The organism is Micromonospora sp. NPDC048868, assembly GCF_043198195.1.
Classification (GTDB): Bacteria; Actinomycetota; Actinomycetes; order Mycobacteriales; family Micromonosporaceae; genus Micromonospora; species Micromonospora reichwaldensis.
This window is the reverse complement of record NZ_JBICUN010000015.1, coordinates 163,085-178,089: the sequence shown is the minus strand read 5'-3', so window position 1 is coordinate 178,089 and position 15,005 is coordinate 163,085. Positions and strand designations below refer to the sequence as shown.

14 protein-coding genes are annotated in these 15,005 nt (G+C 74.2%); 9 read left to right on the top strand and 5 right to left on the bottom strand.

Annotated elements, in window-relative coordinates; translation table 11 throughout:
* Positions 1-86: 86 nt before the first annotated feature.
* A complete protein-coding gene (locus ACGFNF_RS22545) occupies positions 87-974 on the bottom strand; it encodes a LysR family transcriptional regulator ArgP (RefSeq protein ID WP_357577910.1) in 888 nt (295 codons plus the stop codon).
* A gap of 96 nt (positions 975-1,070) precedes the next feature.
* On the opposite strand from ACGFNF_RS22545, the gene ACGFNF_RS22540 reads away from it, so the two are divergent.
* Both ACGFNF_RS22540 and ACGFNF_RS22535 read left to right on the top strand, forming a co-directional pair.
* Positions 1,071-1,667: a LysE/ArgO family amino acid transporter gene (locus ACGFNF_RS22540; protein WP_393170410.1), complete on the top strand. Its 597-nt coding sequence runs from the start codon at positions 1,071-1,073 to the stop codon at positions 1,665-1,667.
* 77 nt (positions 1,668-1,744) lie between these two features.
* A complete protein-coding gene (locus tag ACGFNF_RS22535) occupies positions 1,745-3,184 on the top strand; it encodes a GuaB1 family IMP dehydrogenase-related protein (protein ID WP_357577867.1) in 1,440 nt (479 codons plus the stop codon).
* A 59-nt stretch (positions 3,185-3,243) separates the two neighbouring features.
* Here ACGFNF_RS22535 and ACGFNF_RS22530 read toward each other — a convergent pair whose 3' ends face one another.
* Positions 3,244-3,813 carry a TetR/AcrR family transcriptional regulator gene (locus ACGFNF_RS22530; protein WP_311414039.1) on the bottom strand — a complete coding sequence of 190 codons (570 nt, stop codon included), beginning with the start codon at positions 3,811-3,813 and terminating at the stop codon, positions 3,244-3,246.
* 83 nt (positions 3,814-3,896) lie between these two features.
* Between ACGFNF_RS22530 and ACGFNF_RS22525 the strand changes: the two genes are divergently transcribed.
* From ACGFNF_RS22525 to ACGFNF_RS22510, 4 genes are all read left to right on the top strand, one after another.
* Positions 3,897-4,343 (top strand): DoxX family protein, encoded by a 447-nt coding sequence (locus tag ACGFNF_RS22525; protein WP_393170399.1) that lies wholly within the window; start codon positions 3,897-3,899, stop codon positions 4,341-4,343.
* Positions 4,344-4,368: 25 nt separating this feature from the next.
* On the top strand, positions 4,369-4,833 hold the full coding sequence (locus ACGFNF_RS22520) for a MarR family transcriptional regulator (protein WP_311414041.1): 465 nt from the start codon (positions 4,369-4,371) through the stop codon (positions 4,831-4,833).
* Positions 4,827-6,560 carry an ABC transporter ATP-binding protein gene (locus ACGFNF_RS22515; RefSeq protein ID WP_357577863.1) on the top strand — a complete coding sequence of 578 codons (1,734 nt, stop codon included), beginning with the start codon at positions 4,827-4,829 and terminating at the stop codon, positions 6,558-6,560. Before ACGFNF_RS22520 ends, ACGFNF_RS22515 begins: the two co-directional genes overlap by 7 nt.
* A 140-nt stretch (positions 6,561-6,700) precedes the next feature.
* Positions 6,701-8,662 carry an ABC transporter ATP-binding protein gene (locus ACGFNF_RS22510; RefSeq protein WP_393170408.1) on the top strand — a complete coding sequence of 654 codons (1,962 nt, stop codon included), beginning with the start codon at positions 6,701-6,703 and terminating at the stop codon, positions 8,660-8,662.
* A gap of 59 nt (positions 8,663-8,721) precedes the next feature.
* On the opposite strand, the gene thrS is transcribed toward ACGFNF_RS22510, so the two are convergent.
* Positions 8,722-9,939 (bottom strand): threonine--tRNA ligase, encoded by a 1,218-nt coding sequence (gene thrS / locus ACGFNF_RS22505; RefSeq protein WP_393170396.1) that lies wholly within the window; start codon positions 9,937-9,939, stop codon positions 8,722-8,724.
* Positions 9,940-10,468: 529 nt separating this feature from the next.
* Here thrS and ACGFNF_RS22500 point away from each other — a divergent pair.
* Both ACGFNF_RS22500 and ACGFNF_RS22495 read left to right on the top strand, forming a co-directional pair.
* The gene (locus ACGFNF_RS22500; protein WP_393170394.1) at positions 10,469-11,116 is read left to right on the top strand and encodes a DedA family protein; all 648 of its coding nucleotides are present in this window, start codon (positions 10,469-10,471) and stop codon (positions 11,114-11,116) included.
* A gap of 95 nt (positions 11,117-11,211) precedes the next feature.
* Complete coding sequence (locus ACGFNF_RS22495) at positions 11,212-11,832, top strand: DUF998 domain-containing protein (RefSeq protein WP_393170392.1); 621 nt, start codon at positions 11,212-11,214, stop codon at positions 11,830-11,832.
* Here the strand turns inward: ACGFNF_RS22495 and ACGFNF_RS22490 are convergent.
* Positions 11,810-13,213, bottom strand: coding sequence for an NAD(P)H-quinone dehydrogenase (locus tag ACGFNF_RS22490; protein ID WP_132233293.1), 1,404 nt, complete (start codon positions 13,211-13,213; stop codon positions 11,810-11,812). The genes ACGFNF_RS22495 and ACGFNF_RS22490 overlap by 23 nt on opposite strands.
* Positions 13,214-13,378: 165 nt before the next feature.
* On the opposite strand from ACGFNF_RS22490, the gene ACGFNF_RS22485 reads away from it, so the two are divergent.
* Complete coding sequence (locus ACGFNF_RS22485) at positions 13,379-13,834, top strand: gamma-glutamylcyclotransferase (RefSeq protein ID WP_132233291.1); 456 nt, start codon at positions 13,379-13,381, stop codon at positions 13,832-13,834.
* Between the two features lie 91 nt (positions 13,835-13,925).
* On the opposite strand, the gene ACGFNF_RS22480 is transcribed toward ACGFNF_RS22485, so the two are convergent.
* On the bottom strand, positions 13,926-14,888 hold the full coding sequence (locus ACGFNF_RS22480; protein WP_393170390.1) for a GNAT family N-acetyltransferase: 963 nt from the start codon (positions 14,886-14,888) through the stop codon (positions 13,926-13,928).
* Positions 14,889-15,005 lie beyond the last annotated feature (117 nt).

Genomic DNA, 15,005 nt, shown 5'->3' with positions numbered 1-15,005 from the left:
GCACGAAGCCAGTCAGGGCAAGAGTCACGTCCGCTGCCACCAGCCATCAGCCCATCACCTTCGGGCCGACCCGGCCAGCCTCACAGTCAGCGCAGTTCGGCGCCCGCCACCGTTCGGACGGCGGCGGTCAGCGCGTCCAGGGTGGTGGAGTCCACCCGCCAGTGCTGCCAGTACAACGGGCGGTCCAGGTGGCGCCCGGCGCCGAGGTCGACGCAGCGTCCGGCGGCCACGTCGGCGCGGGCGATCCGCTCCGGGACCAGTCCCCAGCCGAGCCCGAGCCGCACCGCCTCGTTGAAGCCGTCGAAGGACGGGACGTAGTGGACCGGCGGGTCGAGCCGACGCCGGGTGACGGTGCGGGCGAACCGCTGCTGGAGCTGGTCCTTGCGGTCGAACGCCATCATCGGCGCCGACGCCAGGGCGGCCTCGGTGAGCCCGTCGGGGAAGTGGCGCGCGGCGAACCCGGTCTCGGCGAGGGCGACGTACCGCATGGCGCCCAGCCGCTCCACCCGGCAGCCCTGCACGGCCTCGCGCTGCGCGGTCACGGCCGCCATCGCCGTGCCGTCGCGGATCAGCTCCGCCGTGTGGTCCTCGTCGTCCCGGCGTACGTCGAACAGCAGCGCCAGCTCGGTGGGCAGTCGGGCCAGCGCGCCGACGAACCAGGTGCCCAGCGAGTCCCCGTTCGCGACGACCGTCACGCGGGTGGGCGCGGGCCCGCCGAGCGCGGGCCGGGCGGCATCCAGCGCCTCCCGTTCCAGCAGGGCCACCTGCCCGGCGAGCCGCAGCAGCGGCCGGCCCGCGTCGGTGGCCCGGCACGGCTTCGTCCGCTGGACGAGCACCTGACCGACGGACTGCTCCAGCGCCTTGAGCCGCTGGCTGACTGCCGAGGGGGTGACGTGCAGGGACCGCGCCGCCGCCTCGAAGCTGCCCTCGCGGACCACCGCGGCGAAGGTCCGGAGCTGCGTGGTGTCCAGCATGATGAAGCAGAGCTTATCCGGCATGAGAATCTTTAGCTGGGCTGCATCACGCGGGGCTCGTAACCTCGGCTCGTGCCCGACATCCTCAGCAGCTCCGTGGCCGGCTCCGCCGCCGCCGGTTTCTCCCTCGCCATCGCGCTGATCGCCGCCATCGGCGCGCAGAACGCCTTCGTCCTGCGGCAGGGCCTGCGCCGCGAGCACGTCCTGCCGGTCGTCGCCGTCTGCGCCGCGTCCGACGCGCTGCTCATCGCGCTCGGCATCGCCGGCATGGGCGGCGCGACGGCGGAGCACCCCACCGCCCTCACCGCCGTCCGGTGGCTCGGCGCCGCGTTCCTGCTCGGGTACGCCGCGCTGGCCGCCCGCCGCGCGCTGCGTCCCGGCGCGCTCTCCCCCGCCGACCGGCCGCCGGCCACGCTCGGGGCGACGCTGCTGGCCTGCCTCGCGTTCACCTACCTCAACCCGCACGTGTACCTCGACACCGTCCTCCTGCTCGGCGGGGTGGCCCGCCAGCATCCGCACCACTGGGTCTTCGGCGCGGGCGCCGCGCTGGCCAGCGTGGTCTGGTTCACGGTCCTCGGCGCCGCCGCCCACCGGCTCGCGCCCGTGCTGGCCCGCCCCGGGGCGTGGCGGGTGATCGACGGGACGGTGGCCGTCGTGATGGTGGCGGTCGCGGCGACCCTGCTGTTCGACTGACGACGCACACCCGCCGGTCGGGGTGTTTTCGGCTACCACCGGGGGCGCGGGCGCCGGCGGGCGGGAATGATGGCGACGTGCGGTTCCTTCACGGCGCGGTCCCCGCGCACGACCTGACCTACAACGACGTCTTCATGGCGCCCGTCCGTTCCGAGGTGGGGTCGCGGCTCGACGTCGACCTGGCCACCCCCGACGGCACGGGCACCACCATCCCGCTGGTCGTGTCGAACATGACGGCGGTGTCCGGCCGCCGGATGGCCGAGACGGTCGCCCGGCGCGGCGCGATCGCGGTCATCCCGCAGGACATCCCGATCGAGGTGGTGGCGAACGTCGTCGCCTGGGTCAAGCGGCGGCACCTGGTGCACGACACGGCGATCACGCTGGGCCCGACCGACACCGTCGGCGACGCGATCCACCTGCTGCCGAAGCGGTCGCACGGCGCCGTGGTGGTCATCGACGAGGAGAGCCGGCCGGTGGGCGTGGTGACCGAGGCCGACACGGTCAGCGTGGACCGCTTCGCCCAGCTCCGGCACGTGATGTCCACGGAGCTGCACACCGTGCCGGCGGACGCGGACCCGCGTACCGGCTTCGAGCGGCTCTCGGCGGGACGGCGCCGGTTGGCCCCGGTGGTCGACGCCGAGGGCCGCCTGGTCGGGGTGCTGACCCGGCAGGGCGCGCTGCGGGCGACCCTCTACCGGCCGGCGGTGGACGACCGGGGCCGGCTGCGGATCGCCGCCGCCGTGGGCATCAACGGCGACGTGACCGGCAAGGCGGCGGCGCTGCTGGAGGCCGGGGTGGACACGCTGGTGGTGGACACCGCGCACGGCCACCAGGAACGCATGATCACCGCCCTGCGGGCGGTCCGCGCGCTGGATCCGGCGGTCCCGGTCGCGGCGGGCAACGTGGTGACCGCCGAGGGCGTACGCGACCTCGTGCGGGCGGGGGCCGACATCGTCAAGGTCGGCGTCGGTCCGGGTGCGATGTGCACCACCCGGATGATGACCGGGGTGGGCCGGCCGCAGTTCTCCGCCGTGCTCGACTGCGCCGCGGCGGCCCGGCAGCTCGGCCGGCACGTCTGGGCCGACGGCGGCGTGCGGCACCCGCGCGACGTGGCGCTGGCGCTGGCCGCCGGGGCCTCGAACGTGATGATCGGCTCCTGGTTCGCCGGCACCTACGAGTCCCCCGGCGACCTCTACACCGACGCCGACGGCCGGCGCTACAAGGAGAGCTTCGGCATGGCCTCGGCGCGGGCGGTAAGCGCGCGGACGGCCGACGACAGCGCGTACGACCGGGCCCGCAAGGCGGTCTTCGAGGAGGGCATCTCCTCCGCGCGGATGTACCTGGACCCGACCCGCCCGGGCGTGGAGGACCTGATCGACGAGATCATCGCGGGGGTGCGCAGCGCCTTCACCTACGCGGGCGCCCGCGACCTCGCGGAGTTCCACGAGCGGGCCCTGGTCGGCGTGCAGAGCACTGCCGGCTACACCGAGGGGATGCCGCTGCCCACCAGCTGGTGACCCCGCCGCCACCCCGGGCCGCGCCGCCAGCCGGCTGACGCTGCCCGGGGTGGCGGCCGTCAGGGCTGCGGGAAGAGGCGGTGGATCACCTCGCGGGCCGCCTTCCGGGGGTCGTCGCCGACGCGCGGCGGCAGCGCGCCCGAGATCCAGAGCGTGGCGAAGCCGTGCACGATGGACCAGGCCGCGAGCGCGTCGCCCTGCGGATCCTCCGCCGTCGGGCGTCGCTCGGACAGCCCGGCGACGCCCGAGTGCAGCGCGGCCCCGGCGCGCTGGCGGGCCGCCACCAGCTCCTTCGCGTCGGCCCGGTAGAGGTCCGGACGGAACATCACCTCGAAGTGCGCGCGGTGGCGGACCGCGAAGTCGACGTACGCGACGCCCCGGTCGAGCAGTTCGCCGCCGACGCCGTGCAGCGCCTCGGCCAGCAGGTGGAAGCCCTCGGTGGCGAGGGCGGTGAGCAACCCGGCCTTGTCGCCGAAGTGGTGGGCCGGGGCGGCGTGCGAGACGCCCGCCCGGCGGGCCAGGTCGCGCAGGCTCAGCGCCGCCGGGCCCGACTCCTCGATCACCTGCACCGCCGCCGCGAGCAGGGCGCGACGCAGGTCGCCGTGGTGGTAGCCGCGCGTTCCGGTCATTGCGCCATCATATCTTGCCATTGACAAGATGACACTTCCGGAGGCAATCTTGTCGCCGACAAGTTCCGACCGAGGAGGTACCGATGGCTCCGTTGATCGCACTCGTGGCCGGCACCGCGCTCGCCCGGCTGGCCGGGCTGGCCGGCGTGGCCGCCCTCGACGGCTGGCACCCGGCGCTGCGGGTGGGCCTGGCGCTGATGTTCGTGGTGACCGGCGTCGCGCACTTCGCCCCCGCCTACCGGACCGACATGATCGCGATGGTGCCGCCGCGCCTGCCCCGGCCCGACCTGCTGGTCACCGTCACCGGCGTGCTGGAGCTGGTGGGCGCGGTCGGGCTGCTGGTGCCGGCGACCGCCCGCTGGACCGCGGCCGGGCTGGCCCTGCTGATGCTGGCCATGTTCCCGGCGAACGTCTCGGCGGTACGGCGCGGGCTGACCCTGGCCGGCCGCCCGGCGACCCCCCTCGGCCCGCGTACGGCGGAGCAGATCCTCTTCGTCGGAGTGGCTGTCGCTATTTCGTTTGGGGCCTGACGTTCAGGGCGCTAATCTGCCGTCCATGGAACTGATGACGCTACGGGACGTGCCGATAGCGCGACTGCTCGTGGTCGCCGGGCACGTCACCGGACAGCGGTGGAACCGTTACCTGGCCGAGGCCCACGGGCTCACCCAGGCCGGGATGGTCGCTCTGATGACTCTCGCCGAGCACGGCGAGCTGGCGCACCGCGCGGTCGCCGAGCACTGTTTCGTCCGGCCGGCCACCCTGACCGGCATCGTCGACACCCTCGAACGCGACGGCCTCGTCGAGCGGCAGCGCGACGAGGCCGACCGGCGCAGCGTCAAGATCGCGATCACCCCGGCCGGCCGCGCCCGGATCGACGCGCTGACCGCCATGATCCGCTCCGGGCAGCCGCTGACCTCGGTCGACGCCGACCCGGCGAAGGCGGCGGTGATCCGCGAGTTCCTCCTCGAGGTCATCGGCAACGGCGACCACGGCACCCCGGAAGGGAGCCCGGCGTGCTGACCCGGCTGCTGCGTACGCACCTTCGCCCGTACCACCGGCCGCTGGCCGCCGTGGTGCTGCTCCAGTTCGTCGGCACCATGGCGTCGCTCTACCTGCCCAGCCTCAACGCCGACATCATCGACCTGGGCGTGGCCCGGGGCGACACCGGCTACATCATGCGCACCGGCGGCTGGATGCTCGCGGTCAGCCTGATCCAGATCGTCTGCTCGGTCGCGGCCGTCTACCTCGGCGCGCGCACGGCGATGGCCTTCGGCCGGGACGTCCGGTCGTCGATCTTCGGGCACGTCAACCGCTTCTCCGCCCGCGAGGTCGCCCGGTTCGGCGCGCCCTCGCTGATCACCCGCAACACCAACGACGTGCAGCAGGTGCAGATGCTCGTGCTGATGAGCTGCACGATGCTCGTCGCCGTGCCCATCATGAGCGTCGGTGGCGTGGTGATGGCGCTGCGCGAGGACGTCGGGCTCTCCTGGCTGATGCTCGTCAGCGTGCCCGTGCTGGCCGTCGCCCTGTGGCTGATCATCCGGCGGATGGTGCCGGGCTTCCGGCTCATGCAGACCCGCATCGACACGGTCAACCGGGTGCTGCGCGAGCAGATCACCGGCATCCGGGTGGTGCGGGCGTTCGTCCGGGAGCCGTACGAGACGGATCGCTTCGCCACGGCGAACGCCGATCTGACCGCGACCGCCCTGCGGATCGGCCGCCTGATGGCGTTGATCTTCCCGGTGGTGATGCTGGTGCTCAACGTCTCCAGCGTCGCGGTGCTCTGGTTCGGCGCCGAGCGGGTGGACGCCGGGGCGATCCAGGTCGGCGCCCTCACCGCCTTCCTCCAGTACCTGATGCAGATCCTGATGGCCGTCATGATGGCCACCTTCATGCTGATGATGGTGCCGCGGGCGGCGGTCTGCGCCGAACGGATCGTCGAGGTGCTCGACACCGACTCCTCCGTGGTGCCCGCCGCCCGCCCGGTGACCGAGGTGACGAGCCACGGCGAGCTGGAACTGCGCGACGTCGCGTTCCAGTACCCGGGGGCGGCCGAGCCGGTGCTGCGCAACGTGTCGTTCCGGGTGACGCCGGGGACGACGACGGCGGTCATCGGCAGCACCGGCGCGGGCAAGACCACCCTGCTGTCGCTCGTGCCCCGACTGGTCGACGCGACCGCCGGCGCGGTGCTGGTCGACGGCGTCGACGTGCGGGAGCTGGCGCCGGACGAGCTGTGGCGCCGCATCGGGCTGGTGCCGCAGCGGCCGTACCTGTTCACCGGGACCGTGGCGAGCAACCTGCGCTACGGCAACCCGGACGCGACCGACGCGGAACTCTGGGACGCGCTGGAGATCGCCCAGGCCCGGGACTTCGTCGAGGCGATGCCCGAGGGGCTGGCGGCGCCGATCGCGCAGGGCGGCACGAACGTCTCCGGCGGGCAACGGCAGCGGCTGGCCATCGCGCGGGCCCTGGTCCGGCGGCCGGAGATCTACCTCTTCGACGACTCGTTCTCCGCGCTCGACCTCGGCACGGACGCGCGGCTGCGGGCGGCGCTGCGCCCCGTCACCGCGGACGCCGCCGTGGTGATCGTGGCGCAGCGGGTCTCCACAATCGTCGGCGCCGACCAGATCGTCGTCCTCGAGAACGGGGGCGTGGTCGGGATCGGCCGGCACGACGAGCTACTACTCACCTGCCCGACGTACGCCGAGATCGTGGCGTCGCAGAACACCACGGAGGTGGTCGCGTGAGCGAGCGGAGCGAGCCCACCGTCAGGCACAGCGGCGCGAGCGCGAGCGCCGTACCGCAGCAGAAGCCGGCCGCCGACGCCGCGACGCCGAAGCGGCTGCCGCCCGGCGGGCAGCGCGGCGGTCCGCACGCGGGCGTCGGGATGCCCGCCGAGCGGTCGATGAACTTCGGGCCCTCGGCCCGGCGGCTGCTGGGCCTGCTGCGCCCGCAGCGCCTCCAGCTCGTCGCCGTGATCGCGCTGGCCGTGCTCAGCGTCGGGCTCAGCGTGGTCGGGCCGAAGGTGCTCGGCTGGGCCACCGACCTGATCTTCACCGGGGTGATCGGCCGGCAGCTGCCGGCGGGCACCACCGCCGACCAGGCGGTGGCCGCCGCGCGGGCGGCCGGCAACGACAACTTCGCCGACATGCTCGCCCGGATGGACGTGGTGCCCGGCGAGGGCATCGACTTCACCGCGCTGGCGCGGGTGCTGCTGCTGGCACTCGGGCTCTACCTGGCGGCCAGCCTGCTGATGTGGTGGCAGGGCTGGCTGCTCAACGGGGTGGTGCAGCGCACCGTGCTGCGGCTGCGCGCCGAGGTGGAGGAGAAGCTGAACCGGCTGCCGCTGCCCTACTTCGACCGGCAGCCCCGGGGCGAGCTGCTCAGCCGGGTCACCAACGACATCGACAACATCTCGACGAGCCTCCAACAGACGCTGAGCCAGCTGCTCACCTCGCTGCTCACCGTCGTCGGCGTGCTCGCCATGATGTTCTGGATCTCGCCGCTGCTGGCCCTGGTGGCCCTGGTCGCGGTACCGGTCTCGGTGGTCGTCACCGGTGCCATCGCCAAGCGGTCGCAGCAGCAGTTCATCGCCCAGTGGGAGCACACCGGCGAGCTGAACGGCCAGATCGAGGAGGCGTTCACCGGCCACGAGCTGGTCAAGGTCTTCGGCCGGCAGCGCGAGGTGGAGGCCGCCTTCACCGCCAAGAACGACGAGCTGTTCCGGGCGAGCTTCGGCGCCCAGTTCATCAGCGGGATCATCATGCCGGCGATGATGTTCGTCGGGAACCTCAGCTACGTGGCGATCGCCGTGGTCGGTGGCCTGCGGGTGGCGTCGGGGTCGATGAGCCTCGGCGACGTGCAGGCGTTCATCCAGTACTCGCGGCAGTTCACCCAGCCGCTCACCCAGGTCGCCTCGATGGCGAACCTGCTCCAGTCCGGGGTGGCCTCCGCCGAGCGGGTCTTCGCCGTGCTCGACGCCGAGGAGCAGAGCCCCGACCCGGCCGAGCCGGCCCGCGTACGCGACCCGCACGGCCGGGTCGAGTTCGCGAACGTCTCCTTCCGGTACGCCCCCGACAAACCGCTGATCGAGGACCTGTCCCTGGTCGCCGAGCCCGGCCACACGGTCGCCATCGTGGGGCCGACCGGGGCCGGCAAGACCACGCTGGTCAACCTGGTCATGCGCTTCTACGAGCTGGACGCCGGCCGGATCACGCTCGACGGGGTGGACGTGACCACGATGCGCCGCGACGACCTGCGCGGCCGGATCGGCATGGTGCTCCAGGAGACCTGGCTCTTCGGGGGCACCATCCGCGACAACATCGCGTACGGCCGCCCCGGGGCGTCCGAGGAGGAGATCCTGGCCGCGGCCCGGGCCACGTTCGTGGACCGGTTCGTGCGCAGCCTGCCCGACGGCTACGACACGGTGATCGACGAGGAGGGCAGCAACGTCAGCGCCGGCGAGAAGCAGCTCATCACGATCGCCCGGGCCTTCCTCGCCGAGCCGTCGCTGCTGATCCTGGACGAGGCGACCAGCTCGGTGGACACCCGCACCGAGGTGCTGCTCCAGCGGGCGATGGCCGCGCTGCGGTCGGACCGGACGAGCTTCGTCATCGCGCACCGGCTCTCCACCATCCGCGACGCCGACCTGATCCTGATGATGGAGGACGGCCGGATCGTGGAGCAGGGCACGCACGAGGAACTGCTCGCCGCGCGGGGCGCGTACCACCGCCTTTACCGGTCGCAGTTCACCGCCGCCCTCCAGCCCGACCCCGACCCCGAACCCCAGCCCGGCCTCGACCTCCAGGCCGGCCCCGAGCCCGCGCCGCTCGAAGGGTCGTCCCGGTGACGGGGAGACCGCCGGCGGCGACGGGCGGGCGGGCGACGGGGTCGGGGCCGGGCGGGGGCTCAGCGGGTCGGCAGCAGGGCCGGGCCGCGGTCGGCCACCACCGCGCCGATCAGCCGCAGGGCGTCGGCGGCGGGCATCGGGTCCAGGGCCCGGCCGCCGCGCAACCGCAGGGAGACCGCGCCCTCGGCCGCCTCGCGGGGGCCGACGACGGCGGCGTACGGGACCCGGGCGCGGGCCGCGTCGCGGATGCGGGAGCCCAGCGAACCGGCCCCGTCGACCTCGACGCGCAGCCCGGCGGCCAGCGCGTCGCGGGCGAGCCGGGCCGCCGCCCCGGCCTGGTCGTCGCCGACGGGCAGCACCACCAGCTGCACCGGGGCGTACCAGGCGGGGAAGGCGCCCTCGTGCACCTCGATCAGGTACGCGAAGAGCCGCTCCATGCTGCCCACGAGGCTGCGGTGCACCATCACCGGTCGACGCCGCGCCCCGGACGCGTCGGTGTACGACAGGTCGAACCGCTCCGGCTTGTCGAAGTCGAGCTGGACGGTGGAGAGGGTGAACTCCCTGCCGGCGGCGTCGCGCACCTGGATGTCGATCTTCGGGCCGTAGAACGCGGCCTCCCCCGGGGCCTCGGTGAACTCCACCCCGTCGAGCGCGGCGCGCAGCAGCTCCTCCGCCCGCGCCCACTGGGCGTCGTCCCCGACGTACTTCTCCCCCGGCCCGCGCAGCGACAGCCGGAACCCCGCCGGCCGTACGCCGAGCGCGGCGTGCGCCTCGCGGATCAGCCGGAGGATCTCGACGACCTCCTCGCCCACCTGCTCCAGGGCACAGAAGTTGTGCGCGTCGTTGAGCGAGATGGCGCGCACCCGGGACAGCCCGCCGAGCACCCCCGAGCGCTCGGCGCGGTACATGCCGCCCAGCTCGGCGATCCGCAGCGGCAGCTCCCGGTAGGAGCGGCCCCGGGCCCGGAACACCAGGGCGTGGTGCGGGCAGAGCGCCGGGCGCAGCACGAGCTCGTCGTCGGCGCCGAGCGCCATCGGCGGGAACATGTCCTCGGCGAAGTAGCCGAGATGGCCGGAGAGCTCGAAGAGTTCCCGTTTGCCCAGCGGCGGGGTCAGCACGCGCCGGTAGCCGGCCCGGCGTTCCAGCTCGCGGACGTACTCCTCGACGGCGTGCCGGGCGGCGGCCCCGGCCGGCAGCCAGAGCGGCAGCCCGGCGCCGGCCAGCGGGTCGGAACCGAACAGCTCCAGCTCCCGGCCGAGCCTGCGGTGGTCGATCATGTCGCGCTCCTTGATCGGGTACGACCCGGAGGCGACCCGGTCACCGGACGCCGCGAGGCCCCGGGGCGGATCGCCCCGGGGCCTCGTCGACGGTCAGGTCAGTACGGCGCGCCGGGGTCTCCCGGCGTCGTGGTGGATACCGCACTGCGCATGCCGCGACGGTACGGCCCTGCCCGCGGGGACCGCAGCCGGTTTTTCCGGACGCTCCGGCACGAGGGCGGCGGAAGCGCGGAGGGGCACGGGGGCGGGCCGCCGGCACGGGACCTGCCGACGGCCCGCGGCGGCCGCACCGTCAGGAACGGGGGACCCGACGGTCGTGGGGCCGCGCCCCGACAACGGTACGCCGGGGCGCCCCGGTCCGCCGACCCTCGGCGCCGCGCCCATCCGTCACCTGCGGCGGTCTCCGCTCGTTGTGTCCGGTGGCCCTGCCGTGTCGGTGGTCACCACGCGCCAGGGTCCCGCCCCGTGACGCCGGACCACCCGTCAGGCTCGGTACCCGCAATCGGCCCCGTCCGGCGAGGTGGCAGTCGTGCCCGAACTACTCACTGAGGTCGCAACGCCGGCCTGGGCGTACCTCGCACTGCTCGCGCTGCTGGTCGCGGACGCCTTCGTCCCCGTGATCCCCACCCAGGTCGTGATGATCACCGGCGGCGCGCTCACCGTGTACGGCGGGCTGAACCTGCCGGTGACCATCGCCGTCGGCGCGCTCGGCGTCTTCGTCGGGGACCTGGCCTGCTACCTGCTCGGGCGGGGCGCGCCGGACCGCCGGGCGCCGCGCGACGCCCAACGGGGCCGGGCCCGGCGCGTCGCCAGCCGGGTCACCCAGGGGCTGCGCCGACCCGGGCCGCTCGTGATCCTGCTCTGCCGCTTCGTGCCCGGCGGGCGGATGGCCGCCTGCTTCTCGGCCGGCCGCAGCCGGTACCCGTACCGCCTCTTCCTGATCTACGAGGGCCTGGCGGCGCTGGCCTGGGCGACGTACGGCGGGCTGGTCGGGCACCTCGGCGGGACGGCGCTCACCGAGAGCGCGTGGCGGCTGGCGCTGATCGCGGGGGTCGCGGCGGCCGGCTTCGCGGCGGCGGGCTGGGCCATGACCGCCGTCGGAGCCCGGCGGGCGGCCGAGTCGGTCGCGGTGCCGGTCGTCGTCGCGGCGAGGCGGGACGCGCCCGGGGCGGAGTGACCGGCCGCCCCGGCGCCGCCTAGGGGTGGTCCCGGGGGCCGATCTCGGTGGGCGGCCCGGATCCGTCTGGGGTCCCTCGCGGGACAGGCTGAGCCATGCGCGGAACCCGGAACAGTGGACTGCTGGCCCTCGGCGGGATCGCCCTGGCGACGCTGCTCGCCGTGATCGGCCACGTCGAGGTCAACGAGAACCTGGACCCGTGGACGCTGACCGTCAGCGACTACGCCGTCTCCGACCGGGGCGGCGTCATCGACGTCGCCATGCTGGTGCTCGCGGCGGCCACCGCCGTGCTCCTGCCCGCCCTGTGGCGCGGCCACCGGCCGCCCACCGCCGGAGCGGGGCGGGCGGCCGAGGCGCTCCTGGCCGCCTGGGTCGGCGGGCTGCTGCTGGCCGCGGTGGTGCCGACGAACGAGCCCGGCCTGCCCATGGACACCGCCGCCTACGTCCACCGGTACGCCTCGGTGGTCGCCTTCCTCGCGCTGCCGGCCGCCGGCTGGCTGCTCGCCCGACGCCTGCCGGCAGCCGCCGGCCGCCGGGTACGCGGTCTCGCCACGGCCAGCGTGGTCCTGGCGGCGACGATGGTCTGGTCCGCCTACCCCGGCGACCGGCTGCTGCTCGGCCTGGTCGAGCGCCTGCTGATCCTCACCGAGGTCGCCGTGCTCGTCGTCGTCGCGGTCACCCTGCTCCGGCGGGTCACTCCAGCTCGTGCAGCATGAGCTGGCGGGCGGCCTCGGTGATGGAGCCGGACAGGCTCGGGTAGATCGTGATCGTCTGGGCCAGCTCGTTGACCGTGAGGTTGTTCTCCACCGCCATGGTGATCGGCAGGATCAGCTCGCTGGCCTTCGGCGCCACCACCACGCCGCCGATCACCTGCCCGCTGGCCGGGCGGCAGAAGAGCTTGACGAAGCCGTCGGCGAGGCCGTCCATCTTGGCGCGGGCGTTGCCGTCCAGCGGCAGCATGACCTGCCGGGCCGGCACCTTGCCCGAGTCGACCTCGTCCTGCGAGACGCCGACGGTGGCCAGCTCCGGGTCGGTGAACACGTTCGCCGCGACGGTACGCAGCCGCAGCGGCCGCACCGCCTCGCCGAGCGCGTGCCACATCGCGATCCGGCCCTGCATGGCGGCGACGCTGGCCAGCGGCAGCACCCCGGTGCAGTCGCCGGCCGCGTAGATGCCGGGCACGTTGGTCCGGGAGACCCGGTCGACGGTGACGTAGCCGCCCCGGGCCAGCGCGACGCCGTACTCGGCCAGGCCCAGGTCGGCGGTGTTGGGGATGGAGCCGACCGCGATCAGCGCGTGCGAGCCGGCCACCTTCCGGCCGTCGGAGAGCTCGACCTCCACCCCGTCGGCGGTACGCCGGACCGCGTCGGCCCGGGAGTTGTTGAGGATGCTCATGCCCCGGGTGCGGAAGACCCGCTCGATGGCCATGGCCGCGTCGGCGTCCTCGTGCGGCATCACCCGGTCGCGGCTCGACACCAGCGTCACCGGCACGCCCATCGCCAGGTAGGCGCTGGCGAACTCCGCGCCGGTGACGCCGGAGCCGACCACGATCAGGTGCTCGGGCAGCTCCGGCAGGTCGTACACCTGGCGCCAGGTCAGGATGCGCTCGCCGTCCGGTACGGCGGTGGGCAACTGGCGCGGGGTGGCGCCGGTGGCGACCAGCACGGTCGACGCGGCGATGGACTGCTCGCCGCCGCCGTCGGTCGGGGTGACGAGCACCCGGTGGGTGTGCCCGAGGGTGTCCTCGCCGAGCCGGGCGGTGCCCGACACGAAGGTCACCCCCGCCTTGACCAGCTTGGCGTGGATGTCGGCGGACTGGGCGAGCGCGAGGCGCTTGACCCGCTCGTGCACCGCGCCGGCGTCGACCGTGACCGCCTCCAGGCCGTCGGAGTCGACCCCGAACTCCTCGGTGTCCCGGTAGCCGGTCACCACCTCCGAGCTGGCGATGAAGGTCTTCGACGGTACGCAGTCGGACAGCACGCAGGCCCCGCCGGCGCCCTCGGCCTCCACGACGGTGACATCAGCGTCCAGTTGCGCGGCGACCAGGGCCGCCTCGTAGCCGGCCGGTCCACCGCCGATGATCACGATCCGGCTCACAGCGCCATCCTCTCGTCCGCGACTGCGGGGCTCCGCTCCGCTGCGGTCCTCGCGCTCACCGTGCCCGCCCTTCGTCAGTGCTCACAGTGACTTTCTTCTCCCGAACGCGTCCGACACGCTCAGTCGTATTCTCCCCCACCCCGCGGGCGGGCTATCGTCATCGCCGTGCGTCATCACGCCGCCTACGGCTCTAACCTCGACCCCGCCCGCATGCGCGCCTACTGCCCGCATTCGCCGATGGTGGGCACCGGCTGGCTGGAAGGCTGGCGGCTCACCTTCGCGGGCGAGGACGTGATCGGCTGGGAGGGCGCGGTCAGCACCGTCGTCGAGTCGCCCGGCGACCGGGTCTTCGTGGCGATCTACGACATCCACCCCTACGACGCCGCCCAGCTCGACGAGCTGGAGGGGGTGACCGCCGGCACGTACCGCAAGCTGCACGTGCGGATCTCCACCCTCGACGGCGACGTGACCGCGTGGATCTACGTCTTCGACGGGTACGAGGGCGGGCTGCCCACGGCGTGGTACCTCTCGGAGATCGCGAACGCCGCCGAGAAGGCGGGCGCGCCGGACGACTACGTCACCGAGCTGCGGTCCCGCCCCACCGGCACCGCGTCGGCCTAGCCCGTACGGTCGGCCCCGCGCGTATCCCACGGCCCCCAGTCTGCTCCGGCACCGGGCGGGGCCCCCATCCGGCCCCGCCCGGCGTCGTCAATCACACACCGGCGGCCGGCACGACCAGCTCGTACATGTCGACCCAGCGCACCTCGCGCAGCCCCACCGACCGGTAGAGCGAGAGCGGCGCGGTCGGGTTGGCCAGGTCGACCCCGAGGCCGACGGACTCCCGGCCCTTCTCCGCGTACCGGGCGAACGCGTGGTTCAGCAGTGCCGCGCCCACCCCGCGACGCCGGTGACCGGGCAGCACCGCGAGGTTCCTGACCCATCCCTCGTTCCGGTCGAGCGCCTGGTCGGACGACCGGAGCACGCCGGCGGGCTGCCCGTCCACCTCGGCGACGAACCACTCGTCCCAGGCCGTCCCGGGCCTGATCAGGGCCCGCCACCGGTCGTAGCCCGACGGCTCGTAGTCGGGGGTGTCGCGGAAGGCGGTGTCGAAGATCCGGTGGAAGTCGCGCAGCTCCGACTCGTCGCCGGGACGCACCGGCCGGACCGTCACCCCGGGCGGCGGTGGCGGCGGCTCGCCGGGCACCCCCGCCAACGACCGGCGCAGGAGCTGGTACCGCTTGACGAAGTCGAACCCCGCCTCGGTCAGCTCGGCCGCCCACCGGCGCTCGGGCTCGCAGGCGGGGCAGCGCACGGTCAGGTCCGGCAGGCCACGCTCGGCGGCCCGCGCGGCCACCCGGTCCAGCTGCCGGGCCAGCAGCGGCGCCCGCACCTCCGCGCCCCGGTCCGGGTCGACGAACACGTCGACGAACTCCCGCCCCGTCCCGGTCTCGTTCTGCAGGATCGCCCAGGCCACCAGCGCGCCCTCCGGATCGGCCACCACCCAGGAGTCCCGCTCCGGGTCGACGTTCGGCGCGGTGAGCGCCTCGCGCACGTCGTCGGCGTCGAAGTCCGGGTAGCCGATGGCGAAGGTGTCGGCGGCGTGCACCACCGCCAGGATCGCCGGTACGTCGTCCAGGGTGGGTCGGCGGGTGTGCCAGCCGGCGGGAACAGTCACGGGGGCGATCCTGACAGGCGGGCCGGCGGGTCGCCGCCGATTTTTCCGGCCCGCCCCGGCGGCCGGGCTCCGGCGTGGGCCGGGTTCCTGCGCGGGCACCGTTCCGGTGCGGACCGG